Consider the following 12,146-nt stretch of genomic DNA (forward strand, 5'->3'; position numbering starts at 1 on the left):
AGATGACATTACTCGCTTCGCTGCGCGACTGGCTTAAGGCGCAACAACTGGATGCAGTGCTTCTCTCCTCACGGCAGAACAAACAGCCGCATCTGGGGATCTCCACCGGATCAGGTTATGTGGTGATTAGCCGTGAAAGTGCGCACATTCTGGTGGATTCGCGCTATTACGTTGAGGTGGAAGCCCGTGCGCAAGGCTACCAGCTGCATTTGCTTGACGCGACGAACACGCTTACCACTATCGTCAATCAAATCATTGCCGATGAACAGTTGCAAACGCTCGGTTTTGAGGGCCAGCAGGTGAGTTGGGAAACCGCGCACCGCTGGCAGTCTGAACTCAATGCGAAACTGGTTAGCGCCACGCCGGATGTGCTGCGGCAAATCAAAACGCCAGAGGAGGTGGAGAAAATCCGCCTCGCCTGTGGGATTGCTGATCGCGGTGCAGAGCATATTCGCCGCTTTATTCAGGCGGGGATGAGCGAGCGCGAGATAGCCGCTGAACTGGAGTGGTTTATGCGCCAGCAGGGCGCAGAAAAAGCCTCTTTTGACACCATTGTCGCCAGTGGCTGGCGTGGGGCGCTGCCGCACGGCAAAGCCAGCGACAAGATTGTTGCAGCGGGCGAGTTTGTCACTCTCGATTTCGGTGCGCTGTATCAGGGCTACTGCTCTGATATGACGCGCACCTTGCTGGTGAATGGCGAAGGGGTGAGCGCCGAATCTCACCTGCTGTTTAACGTCTATCAAATTGTCCTGCAGGCACAGCTCGCAGCAATCTCCGCGATTCGCCCCGGCGTGCGCTGCCAGCAGGTTGACGATGCCGCGCGCCGGGTCATTACAGAAGCAGGTTATGGCGACTATTTCGGTCATAACACCGGTCACGCTATCGGCATTGAAGTTCATGAAGATCCGCGTTTTTCACCGCGGGACACCACGACGCTACAGCCAGGCATGTTACTGACCGTGGAGCCGGGGATTTATTTGCCAGGGCAAGGGGGCGTGCGCATCGAAGATGTTGTGCTGGTTACCCCGCAAGGCGCAGAAGTGCTCTACGCCATGCCGAAAACAGTGTTGCTCACGGGAGAGGCATAATGGATTTATCGCTATTAAAAGCGTTGAGCGAGGCAGATGCGATCGCCTCCTCGGAACAGGAAGTGCGGCAGATCCTGCTGGAAGAAGCGGATCGCCTGCAAAAAGAAGTGCGATTTGATGGTCTGGGATCGGTGCTGATCCGCCTGAATGAATCGACAGGTCCGAAGGTGATGATCTGTGCGCATATGGACGAAGTGGGATTTATGGTGCGCAGCATCTCCCGCGAAGGGGCGATTGATGTGCTGCCGGTTGGCAACGTACGCATGGCTGCCCGCCAGCTGCAGCCGGTGCGCATCACCACCCGTGAAGAGTGCAAAATTCCAGGCCTGCTTGACGGCGACCGGCAGGGGAATGACGTCAGCGCCATGCGCGTGGACATTGGTGCGCGCTCCTATGACGAAGTGATGCAGGCGGGAATTCGTCCCGGCGATCGCGTCACGTTTGATACCACTTTTCAGGTTCTCCCTCACCAGCGAGTGATGGGGAAAGCCTTTGATGACCGCCTCGGTTGCTATCTGCTGGTGACGTTACTGCGCGAACTGCACGACGCCGAACTACCTGCGGAAGTGTGGCTGGTGGCAAGTTCCAGCGAAGAGGTGGGATTACGCGGCGGGCAAACTGCCACCCGCGCGGTGTCGCCGGACGTCGCCATTGTGCTTGATACCGCCTGCTGGGCGAAAAACTTTGATTATGGCGCGGCTAACCATCGCCAGATTGGTAACGGGCCGATGCTGGTGTTAAGCGACAAGTCGCTGATTGCGCCGCCAAAACTTACCGCCTGGGTCGAAACCGTGGCGGCAGAAATTGGCGTGCCGTTGCAGGCAGATATGTTCAGCAACGGCGGCACGGACGGCGGGGCGGTGCACTTAACCGGCACCGGCGTGCCCACAGTGGTGATGGGGCCAGCAACCCGCCATGGACATTGCGCCGCATCGATTGCCGATTGCCGCGACATTTTGCAGATGCAGCAACTTTTATCTGCCCTTATTCAACGTCTTACGCGTGAGACGGTTGTTCAACTGACGGATTTCAGATGATCTCCTGATTAACCCGGAGCGGTTATGTTAACGATTCAATTTCTCTGTCCTTTGCCTAACGGTCTACATGCTCGTCCGGCGTGGGAACTTAAAGAACAGTGCAGCCAGTGGCAAAGCGAAATCACTTTTATTAACCATCGCCAGAACGCAAAGGCAGATGCGAAAAGCTCGCTGGCGCTGATTGGCACCGGCACCCTATTTAATGACAGTTGCAGCCTGAACATTAGCGGCAGCGATGAAGAGCAGGCGCGGCGCGTGCTGGAAGAGTACATCCAGGTGCGCTTTATCGACAGCGACAGCGTTCAGCCTACGCAGGCAGAACTGACGGCGCATCCGCTGCCGCGTTCATTAAGCCGCCTTAACCCGGATTTACTGTACGGCAATGTGCTGGCAAGCGGCGTCGGCGTGGGTACGCTGACCCTGTTACAAAGCGACAGCCTCGACAGTTATCGGGCAATCCCCGCCAGTGCGCAAGATTCCACCCGGCTGGAGCACAGCCTGGCAACGCTTGCCGAGCAACTGAACCAGCAATTGCGTGAGCGTGACGGCGAAAGCAAAACTATCCTCAGCGCCCATTTGTCGCTGATTCAGGATGATGAATTTGCAGGCAATATCCGTCGCCTGATGACAGAACAGCATCAGGGGCTGGGGGCGGCGATCATCAGCAATATGGAGCAGGTTTGCGCCAAACTTTCTGCCTCTGCCAGCGATTATCTGCGCGAACGTGTTAGCGACATTCGCGATATCAGCGAACAGTTGCTGCATATCACCTGGCCGGAACTGAAGCCGCGCAACAAGCTGGTGCTTGAAAAACCGACCATTCTGGTGGCTGAAGATTTAACCCCAAGCCAGTTTTTGAGCCTTGATTTGAAAAATCTTGCGGGCATGATTCTGGAGAAAACCGGGCGCACCTCGCATACACTGATTCTGGCCCGTGCCTCGGCGATCCCGGTACTGAGTGGCTTGCCGCTGGATGCGATTGCCCGTTATGCCGGGCAACCTGCAGTGCTTGACGCCCAGTGCGGCGTGCTGGCGATTAACCCGAATGACGCGGTGAGCGGTTATTATCAGGTCGCGCAGACGCTGGCGGATAAACGCCAAAAACAACAGGCGCAGGCTGCCGCGCAGCTGGCCTATTCCCGTGATAACAAGCGTATTGATATTGCGGCGAATATCGGCACCGCTCTGGAAGCGCCAGGCGCGTTTGCCAACGGCGCGGAAGGTGTCGGGCTGTTCCGTACCGAAATGCTCTATATGGATCGCGACAGCGCGCCGGACGAGCAGGAGCAATTTGAAGCCTACCAGCAGGTGCTACTGGCGGCGGGCGACAAGCCGATTATCTTCCGCACGATGGACATCGGCGGCGATAAAAGCATTCCTTATCTGAATATTCCCCAGGAAGAGAACCCGTTCCTCGGCTATCGCGCGGTACGTATTTACCCGGAATTTGCTGGCCTGTTCCGCACTCAACTGCGGGCCATTTTGCGCGCCGCCAGTTTCGGCAACGCCCAGTTGATGATCCCGATGGTTCACAGCCTCGATCAGATCTTATGGGTGAAAGGCGAGATCCAAAAAGCGATCGTTGAGCTTAAGCGCGATGGCCTGCGTCATGCAGAGACGATTACGCTTGGGATCATGGTGGAAGTTCCGTCGGTGTGCTACATCATCGACCACTTCTGCGATGAGGTCGATTTCTTCAGTATCGGCTCCAACGATATGACCCAGTATCTGTATGCGGTCGATCGTAATAACCCGCGCGTATCGCCGCTATATAACCCGATTACGCCATCGTTCCTGCGCATGTTGCAGCAAATAGTTACCACTGCGCATCAGCGGGGCAAATGGGTAGGCATTTGCGGTGAACTGGGCGGTGAAAGCCGTTATCTGCCGCTACTGCTTGGGCTGGGCCTGGATGAGCTGAGTATGAGTAGCCCGCGTATTCCGGCGGTGAAAAGCCAGCTTCGTCAACTGGATAGCGAGGCGTGTCGGGAACTGGCGCGTCAGGCATGTGAATGCCGCAGTGCGCAGGAAATTGAAGCGTTACTCACCGCCTTTACGCCGGAAGAAGACGTTCGCCCACTGCTGGCGCTGGAGAATATCTTTGTTGATCAGGATTTTAGCAATAAAGAGCAGGCGATCCAGTTCCTGTGCGGCAACCTCGGCGTTAACGGGCGCACTGAACATCCGTTTGAGCTGGAAGAAGATGTCTGGCAGCGGGAAGAGATTGTTACCACCGGCGTTGGTTTTGGCGTAGCGATCCCGCACACCAAATCTCAGTGGATCCGTCATTCCAGTATCAGCATTGCCCGGCTGGCGAAACCGATTGGCTGGCAGTCAGAAATGGGCGAAGTCGAACTGGTGATCATGCTGACGCTGGGTGCTAACGAAGGGATGAATCATGTGAAAGTCTTCTCGCAGCTGGCGCGTAAACTGGTGAATAAAAACTTCCGCCAGTCGTTGTTTGCCGCGCAAGATGCACAAAGTATCCTGACGCTGCTGGAAACAGAATTAACCTTCTGACGTTAGCCCTGAAAACGGGCGCTGTACTCTCCCGGCGTCAGACCAAACTGACGCCGGAAAACGCGACAAAAATAGTCGCTATCCGGAAAACCGCAACGCTGTGCCACTTCATGAATTGACAGATGATATTTCTGCAAAATCATCCTCGCCTTCGCCATTCGCACCCAACGCACATACTCGATAAAACGCATCGTTCCATGCTGAGCAAACAGTTTTGACAGATGATTGGGCGTGATATTAAAAAACTGCGCCACGCTCTCGCGGGTGAGCGGCTGGGCATAATTATCCTGAACCCAGTTACAAATGCTGTGATAGAGAAAATCGCCGCGCGGCTGCGAATTGCCCGGCGGCATATTCACCACGCTACGGCAAAGATGCAGCAAACTTAACACCAGCGGCTGAATGATATTTTGCTCCAGCGGCGAACGGCTAAGATGGGTGAGGGCGGTAAGCATCGCTTCACCTTCACCGCGTTGCAGGCTGGGAAGCTGGATCTGGCGAGCAGGATGCAACAACGACGTGGTGCGGCTATCGTAAAACGATAACCCAAGCCAGGTCGGAGCGAACACCAGGCTTAACAGCATCACCGGTTTGTTGTTGACCGGTAAATTAGCCGCGCGCGCCGGAATAAACAGCATTTCTCCTTCCACCAAACGTTGCTGCTTTGCTTCCAGCAGATTGCCGTATTCGCCGCGCAGCACGATATCCAGACGGGGAAAATCAATACATAAACTGCCCACCGGCAACGAGGCAGGCTGGCTGGCAAACCAGACGCGCCCCAGTAGTTGCGGGTTAAGCACCAGGCCGCTGAACAGATCGGCGAAAAATTGTTGATCGGCGGGCAAGCCTGGTGCTTTCATGAAAGTTCCCGATTAAAGATGCATTAACTGGCGAAATTCTTTCACTTTGCTGCGGCTGACCGGCACTTCAAAATCCAGATCTTTCAGTCGCAGAATGTAGGTGTTATTAAACCACGGTTCGATTTCGCGTATTTTGTTCAGATTGACACAAAATGAGCGATGGCAGCGGAAAAAATGCGACGGCGGCAGTTTGCTGCAAAATTCGGTAATGTTCATCGGCATTACGTAGGATTCACGCCGCGTATAGACAAAGGTCATTTTCTCGTGCGCTTCGGCGTAATAGATATCGTTAATTGGCGTGACGATTATTCGCTCATCTTTCACCAGATTAATGGTGTCATTCTCACGCGTTACCGTCGCGGCAGGCGTACTGCTGGTCTGCTGTTGTTGCCAGGCCGCTTCCAGTTTTTGCAGCATCCCGGTAATACGTGACTCCTGATACGGTTTGAGAATGTAGTCAAACGCCTCCAGTTCAAACGCTTCTACCGCATGTTCTTTCCACGCGGTGATGAACACAATAAACGGTTTATGGGCGAACTGGCTGATGTTTTGCGCCAGCAACACGCCATCCAGCGACGGAATATTGATATCCAGAAAAATGGCGTCGACGCGGTTATGCTGCAAAAACTTCAACACGTCCAGACCGTCGTCAAAGGTGCCGACAATCTCCATCTGGCTGTGCTCTTTAATTAGCCAGCTCAGTTCCTGTTGTGCCAGGAATTCGTCTTCAACAATGATGACTTTCACAATATCACTCCGGCTCAAAGCAATAACGTAGCCTGTGAGGCGACTGGGGTGCGTTGGTTAGGAATGTAAAACGCAATTTCCGTCCCCGGCTCCAGGCGGCGGATATGCAGCCCCTCGCCATACAATAACTTCACGCGATGATGGACATTCAGCAGGCCAATTTTATTGCCCGGCATTTCATTCGCTTCGACCCGCTCAATCACCTTTGGATCGATGCCGTGCCCGGTATCTCGCACCGCAATGCGTACCCGATTTCCGCACTCTGCAACGCTGATGGTGACAACGCCTTTACCTTTGCAAGGCTGAATACCGTGGACAATGGCGTTCTCCACCAACGGCTGGATCAGCAGGCTGGGAATGCAGCAATTCACCTCTTCATCAATATCATAGATAACCGTCAGCTTGTCACCAAAGCGGGCCTGCTCAATGGCAATATAGTCTTTAATTTGATACAGCTCTTTTTTGATATCGATTTGCTCATCGTCTTTTAATTCAATGTTATAGCGCAGATAACGCGACAGATTAAAGATCAACTGGCGAGCGGTATCCGGATTCAGACGGATTGACGATGAAATAGCGTTCAGAGCGTTAAACAGAAAATGGGGATTAATTTTGCTTTGCAGGGCGCGAAGCTCTGCCTTATTTGCCATTTCACGTAGCTGCTCGGCGCGTGAAACCTCCAGTTGCGTGGAGATGATTTGCGACAGACCGACCGCCATTTCCTGTAATGACGAGGTGATCTGATGCGCGTGGCAGTAGTAAATTTTCAGCGTTCCGGTCACGACCCCTTTCTCCCACAATGGGATCACCAGCATGGAATGAATCTCTGGTGTGCGGTGGGCTTCATCATTGTTTTTAATGATGATTTTTCCGTAATTCATCGCCTGACGGGTAGTCGGGCTAATGAAGTCATCGCCATTCTGATAGTTATGTTCACCCACGCCAACATAGGCCAGCACATGATCGGTATTAGTAATCGCCACCGCATCGGCGTGAATGTCATCGCGGATAATTTCGCAGACCTTGCGTAATGACTCGCTATTGACATGGCGAAACAGCGGTAGCGTTTTGTTGGCGATATCCAGCGCCAGCTTGGCCTGCCGCGCGGCGCTGGCCTCTTTTTCGCCCTCAACGCTTTGCACCAGAAGCACAATAAAGCCGATACAGACGCTACCGAGGATCATTGGAATGCCGATTTTAGAGACGATATCGATCCCCAACGCGGTAGTTGGTGCCCAGACAATTACCAGAATCATGGTCAACGTCTCACACAACATGCCGCCGAGAATACCGACGCGCCAGCGCTGTGCTTTGGGGATTTTCAGGTTGATCCAGCCCGATATACAACCCGCCAGAATGCTGGTGATAAAGCAGGGGATCGCCGTCACGCCGCCGATATCAATTAAATACCGGTGAATACCCGCAATCACGCCGGTAATGATGCCTACCCACGGGCCAAACAGAATCCCGCCGGACATCACCGCGATAATACGTACGTTCACCAGCGAGCCTTCTACGGGAACGCCGGACCAGGTGCTGAACAGGGCGAACAGCGAGAAAATGGCGGTAACGGCGAGCAATTCTTTTGGGGAGTGCGCCGACTTGTGCAACAGTTCGCGAAACAGGCGGATACGGATGAGAAAGAACAGGCAGATAAGCATTAACGCTGCCCGATCGAAGACCGCCAGCAGCATGTTGAATATTTCGTGCACGGGTGACTCTGAATAAGGATTAAACCTCTATGATAGGTAACCTGAAGGCTGATGACCAGCAGGCCGTTTTTGAGGAAAAACCACAATTTTAAAAGGGGATTGATAGATAAATGGTGTATTAGCAATGCATCTCTTGATAATGCACTTCTGGTTAGTAAATTTATTGAAATTATTATGTTAATAAAATGAGTGGTAATTTTCTTGTTAGCGCAGATAAATTTCCTGTTTTTAAAGCAGAGTTCCTCATTTAACGTCATTAATAAAATGTTCTAAAACGCTGGACAGACAGAAATTAATCAGGCTATTTTCAAAACAGCCACCATCGTGGCAGCGTCGCTCGGACGGTCCGGGCGCTAACGTTAATCTGAGGAAATTATGGCTGACACTCGCCCTGAACGTCGCTTTACGCGCATTGATCGTCTCCCGCCCTACGTTTTTAACATCACCGCTGAACTGAAAATGGCTGCGCGTCGGCGCGGCGAAGATATTATCGATTTCAGCATGGGTAACCCGGACGGTGCGACTCCGCCGCATATCGTCGAAAAATTATGTACTGTGGCCCAGCGCCCGGACACGCATGGTTACTCCACTTCACGCGGCATTCCGCGGTTACGTCGCGCCATTTCCCGCTGGTATCAGGATCGCTACGACGTTGAAATCGACCCGGAATCAGAAGCCATCGTCACTATTGGTTCGAAAGAGGGCCTGGCGCATCTGATGCTGGCGACGCTGGATCATGGTGACACGGTGCTGGTGCCGAATCCAAGTTACCCGATCCATATTTATGGCGCGGTGATTGCCGGGGCGCAGGTACGCTCAGTGCCGCTGGTGGAAGGTGTCGATTTCTTCAACGAACTGGAGCGAGCCATTCGTGAAAGTTATCCGAAACCGAAGATGATGATCCTCGGCTTCCCGTCAAACCCAACCGCGCAATGCGTGGAACTGGAGTTCTTCGAAAAAGTAGTGGCGCTGGCGAAACGCTACGATGTGCTGGTGGTCCATGACCTGGCCTATGCCGATATCGTCTACGATGGCTGGAAAGCGCCGTCAATTATGCAGGTACCGGGTGCACGCGATGTGGCAGTCGAGTTCTTTACGCTGTCGAAAAGCTACAACATGGCGGGCTGGCGTATCGGCTTTATGGTTGGCAACAAAACGCTGGTCAGCGCCCTGGCTCGTATTAAAAGCTATCACGATTACGGCACCTTTACGCCGTTGCAGGTGGCGGCGATTGCGGCGCTGGAGGGCGATCAACAGTGCGTGCGCGACATTGCCGAACAGTACAAACGCCGCCGTGATGTATTGGTTAAAGGGCTGCATGAAGCGGGCTGGATGGTTGAAATGCCGAAGGCTTCGATGTATGTCTGGGCGAAAATCCCGGAACCATATGCGGCCATGGGATCGCTGGAATTTGCCAAGAAGCTCCTTAACGAAGCGAAGGTTTGTGTCTCGCCGGGGATTGGCTTTGGCGACTATGGTGATACGCATGTTCGCTTTGCACTGATTGAAAACCGCGACCGTATTCGTCAGGCCATCAGAGGGATTAAAGCGATGTTCCGTGCCGACGGTTTACTACCCGCCAGCAGCAAACATATTCACGAAAACGCGGAATAAACACCGTCGTCAGAAATGCAAACAGGAGCCTGATGGCTCCTGTTTTTCATTGCACAGTTTGCTTTTAGATCATCAGGGCAAAAGTACCGGCCCAAACGATGACCATAAAAGAAATGCCCATAAAGAAATATTTCACTTTACATCTCTCCGCGTAATTACTGTTACGCCTGAATGACTTCATTACACCTGATACAGTGAGTTGACACCGGGCAAAGCGACCTTAAAAGCCCTGTATTTTACCGTGGGCATCACCCCAGAATTCTGAGCTAAACTGCTCGAGACGGCGCTAATGTACGCCTAAAACTGAAACGAGACAAGAGGCATTTTCTTATTTACTTTTAGTAACTTACAAGTGTCTCATATCGGCGACAGTTTAATTTCTGACGGTAATAATTAGATATTCAGCGAAGGAAAAAACCTTAAGAAAAAAGCCATAAAAACCATGAGGTTATTATGGCCGATTTGAGGAGGGAAAGAGTAAGAGCAGTTTGTTAAATGTACAACGACGATTCTCCCACCGGGCGCGTTTTAAAGCGACGGTGGATCCAGAGGTACTGCTCCGGTGCGCGCATGATCTCTTTCTCGATAATCTTGTTCATATAGGCAGCGGCTTGATTTTCATCTGTCGGGTAGCCTTCCATCTCTGGGGTGATGAACAAACGATATCCGCTGTAATCCGCTTTTCTTACCATCGTTACGGTCAACATGGCTGCGCCAGAGAGACGGGAGAGAACATAGGTGCCATTGGTTGTGGCGACATTTTCCACCGCAAAGAACGGCGCGAAGGAGCTGCCTTTACGACCATAATCCTGATCGGGAGCAAACCATACCGCTTCACCTTTCTTCAGTGCACCGACAATGCCGCGCAGATTATTTCTGCCGATCATCGCTTTGTTAGAGCGCATGCGCCCACGGGTCTGCACCCATTCCATCAGCTGATTATTATGTGGACGATAGGTAGCCATCATTGGTTGGCACAGTCCCATCACGCGGCCGCCCAGTTCCAGCGACATAAAATGGACGCCGACAACCATTACGCCGCGATTTTGCATTTGTGCGCGTTTAAGGTTATCCAACCCTTCAACATCAAACCATTTACGTACGCGACTGTCGGGCCAGAACCATGCCATGCCGGTTTCTACCAGCGCCATGCCGAGTGAACGAAAGTTTTCGGCAATCATCTTCTCGCGTTCTTCCGCAGAATGCTGCGGGAAACAAAGTTCCAGGTTTTTACGGGCGATAGATTCACGACGTTTCAGGAATGGTCGCGCCATTGCGCCAATACGCGTGCCGAGAAAGCAGAGAACAGGATAAGGAAGCTGTACCCAAAGCCAGAGTACACCAAGCCCAAACCATGTGAGCCAGTAGCGAGGATGTAGAAACTCGCGGGAAAATTTGCATTGTGGAAACATAGTTACCTTCTGTAGATACGAATTGTTGTATCGCAGAAGATTCCATGTCGACAGCGGTACACTCAATTGGTTGGGCCATCATGTACGACAATGGTTCCTGTAAAGAGTGTAAAGACTAGTCAGGACATAACCACGAGGAGCATGAATGCGGTATCTGTACTTTATCACTCGCTGACTGCTTTCAGCTACTGATTATTAATCGTGCAAAGTAAATATTTTTCCGTACACAACAGTCTTGCATTTAACATGCTGTTTTCATTGATGCTTAGCAAAAATTGCCAGAGGTTAAGGATTGTCTTACTATTAAAGTGACTGAAGTTACAGGTTTTTTAGCGCGGCAGGAGGTTGAGCTATGATTAATTTATGGATGTTTCTCGCCCTGTGTATTGTCTGCGTAAGCGGCTACATCGGTCAGGTACTGAACGTGGTATCGGCGGTCTCTTCTTTCTTCGGCATGGTGATCCTCGCTGCACTCATTTATTACTTCACCATGTGGTTAACTGGCGGTAATGAACTAGTGACGGGGATATTTATGTTTCTTGCCCCGGCTTGTGGCTTGATGATTCGCTTTATGGTGGGGTATGGCAGGCGGTAGTGGGTCAGGATGGCTCATTTGGGCAGGTGTTCACATCAGCATCAGACATGATTGTTCACCTGCCATGTGAAAGACGCTATCGCACAGGATGAATAAGATAATTCGCCTTTGTCGGAAAAGGGGGCGGCATTTCTTCTGTGAGGTTTAATGGTGGCGCATCTTCTCTCATCTTAAACAAAATCGCCTGTGATGGCTGAAGTTTTGTAGAGTGTGTGGTCGTCATCGCTGATGTTTTTTCAGTCTCTTTATAGCTCCTCTCACTTCCACCACCCGAAATGGAAAATGCAAAAACATTGCATGCCATAATAGAGACCAATAAAAATAAGCTGAAAAGTATTAAGTTTACTTTCATAGAAAGTTATCCTGAAAATGGTTCACTGAGAACCTACGATGTTATGGCTGTATTTACATTTAATTAATCAGTATTTACATCGATATAATAAATGACATCTCTTTGTGGTATATAAGAATAGTTCTCTGCGACAGGAAGCATATTCCTACAATTGTAAGACTAAAATACTTCTTGCGATAATAACTACAACTGTAAGATAACCCTTTCAA

The 12,146-nt window shown here is 51.7% G+C and carries 11 protein-coding genes; 5 read left to right on the forward strand and 6 right to left on the reverse strand.

Annotated elements, in window-relative coordinates; translation table 11 throughout:
• Nucleotides 1–2: 2 nt before the first annotated feature.
• The 3 genes from ypdF to ptsP are packed head-to-tail and all read left to right on the forward strand — an operon-like array spanning nt 3 to nt 4,645.
• A complete protein-coding gene (ypdF, locus tag KXD89_RS06605; RefSeq protein WP_000173288.1) occupies nt 3–1,088 on the forward strand; it encodes an aminopeptidase in 1,086 nt (361 codons plus the stop codon).
• Nucleotides 1,088–2,125 carry an aminopeptidase gene (ypdE, locus tag KXD89_RS06610; RefSeq protein ID WP_000366028.1) on the forward strand — a complete coding sequence of 346 codons (1,038 nt, stop codon included), beginning with the start codon at nt 1,088–1,090 and terminating at the stop codon, nt 2,123–2,125. Before ypdF ends, ypdE begins: the two co-directional genes overlap by 1 nt.
• A 24-nt stretch (nt 2,126–2,149) precedes the next feature.
• Nucleotides 2,150–4,645: a phosphoenolpyruvate--protein phosphotransferase gene (ptsP, locus tag KXD89_RS06615; RefSeq protein WP_000955906.1), complete on the forward strand. Its 2,496-nt coding sequence runs from the start codon at nt 2,150–2,152 to the stop codon at nt 4,643–4,645.
• A gap of 2 nt (nt 4,646–4,647) precedes the next feature.
• On the opposite strand, the gene KXD89_RS06620 is transcribed toward ptsP, so the two are convergent.
• From KXD89_RS06620 to ypdA, 3 genes are read right to left on the reverse strand one after another with little or no spacing between them, the layout of a single operon-like run.
• The gene (locus KXD89_RS06620; RefSeq protein ID WP_000646835.1) at nt 4,648–5,505 is read right to left on the reverse strand and encodes an AraC family transcriptional regulator; all 858 of its coding nucleotides are present in this window, start codon (nt 5,503–5,505) and stop codon (nt 4,648–4,650) included.
• 12 nt (nt 5,506–5,517) lie between these two features.
• Nucleotides 5,518–6,252 (reverse strand): two-component system response regulator YpdB, encoded by a 735-nt coding sequence (gene ypdB / locus KXD89_RS06625; RefSeq protein ID WP_001295458.1) that lies wholly within the window; start codon nt 6,250–6,252, stop codon nt 5,518–5,520.
• 14 nt (nt 6,253–6,266) lie between these two features.
• Entirely contained in the window at nt 6,267–7,964 is a 1,698-nt protein-coding gene (gene ypdA / locus KXD89_RS06630) for a two-component system sensor histidine kinase YpdA (RefSeq protein WP_000544359.1), read from the reverse strand.
• Between the two features lie 375 nt (nt 7,965–8,339).
• On the opposite strand from ypdA, the gene alaC reads away from it, so the two are divergent.
• Nucleotides 8,340–9,578: an alanine transaminase gene (alaC, locus tag KXD89_RS06635; RefSeq protein WP_000785931.1), complete on the forward strand. Its 1,239-nt coding sequence runs from the start codon at nt 8,340–8,342 to the stop codon at nt 9,576–9,578.
• A 64-nt stretch (nt 9,579–9,642) separates the two neighbouring features.
• Here the strand turns inward: alaC and ypdK are convergent, their stop codons facing one another.
• Together ypdK and lpxP are read right to left on the reverse strand one after the other, a co-directional pair.
• Nucleotides 9,643–9,714, reverse strand: a complete 72-nt coding sequence (ypdK, locus tag KXD89_RS06640) for a membrane protein YpdK (protein ID WP_010723117.1) — start codon at nt 9,712–9,714, stop codon at nt 9,643–9,645.
• A 355-nt stretch (nt 9,715–10,069) separates the two neighbouring features.
• Nucleotides 10,070–10,990 (reverse strand): kdo(2)-lipid IV(A) palmitoleoyltransferase, encoded by a 921-nt coding sequence (gene lpxP, locus KXD89_RS06645; protein ID WP_000484404.1) that lies wholly within the window; start codon nt 10,988–10,990, stop codon nt 10,070–10,072.
• A gap of 352 nt (nt 10,991–11,342) precedes the next feature.
• Here lpxP and KXD89_RS06650 point away from each other — a divergent pair, with 352 nt between their 5' ends.
• A complete protein-coding gene (locus KXD89_RS06650) occupies nt 11,343–11,585 on the forward strand; it encodes a YfdY family protein (protein WP_000609275.1) in 243 nt (80 codons plus the stop codon).
• A 76-nt stretch (nt 11,586–11,661) separates the two neighbouring features.
• On the opposite strand, the gene ypdI is transcribed toward KXD89_RS06650, so the two are convergent.
• Nucleotides 11,662–11,937 carry a colanic acid biosynthesis lipoprotein YpdI gene (gene ypdI / locus KXD89_RS06655; protein ID WP_000867631.1) on the reverse strand — a complete coding sequence of 92 codons (276 nt, stop codon included), beginning with the start codon at nt 11,935–11,937 and terminating at the stop codon, nt 11,662–11,664.
• Nucleotides 11,938–12,146: the final 209 nt, after the last annotated feature.

The sequence above is a fragment of the Escherichia sp. TC-EC600-tetX4 genome (assembly GCF_019356055.1).
Taxonomy (GTDB): domain Bacteria; phylum Pseudomonadota; class Gammaproteobacteria; order Enterobacterales; family Enterobacteriaceae.

What these genes read in the sequence shown, in the direction of transcription:
- alaC (WP_000785931.1), top strand. Translation starts at nt 8,340, where the DNA reads ATGGCTGACACTCGCCCTGAACGTCGCTTTACGCGCATTGATCGTCTC.
- ptsP (WP_000955906.1), top strand. Translation starts at nt 2,150, where the DNA reads ATGTTAACGATTCAATTTCTCTGTCCTTTGCCTAACGGTCTACATGCT.
- lpxP (WP_000484404.1), bottom strand. Translation starts at nt 10,990, where the DNA reads ATGTTTCCACAATGCAAATTTTCCCGCGAGTTTCTACATCCTCGCTAC.
- KXD89_RS06620 (WP_000646835.1), bottom strand. Translation starts at nt 5,505, where the DNA reads ATGAAAGCACCAGGCTTGCCCGCCGATCAACAATTTTTCGCCGATCTG.
- ypdE (WP_000366028.1), top strand. Translation starts at nt 1,088, where the DNA reads ATGGATTTATCGCTATTAAAAGCGTTGAGCGAGGCAGATGCGATCGCC.
- ypdI (WP_000867631.1), bottom strand. Translation starts at nt 11,937, where the DNA reads ATGAAAGTAAACTTAATACTTTTCAGCTTATTTTTATTGGTCTCTATT.
- KXD89_RS06650 (WP_000609275.1), top strand. Translation starts at nt 11,343, where the DNA reads ATGATTAATTTATGGATGTTTCTCGCCCTGTGTATTGTCTGCGTAAGC.
- ypdF (WP_000173288.1), top strand. Translation starts at nt 3, where the DNA reads ATGACATTACTCGCTTCGCTGCGCGACTGGCTTAAGGCGCAACAACTG.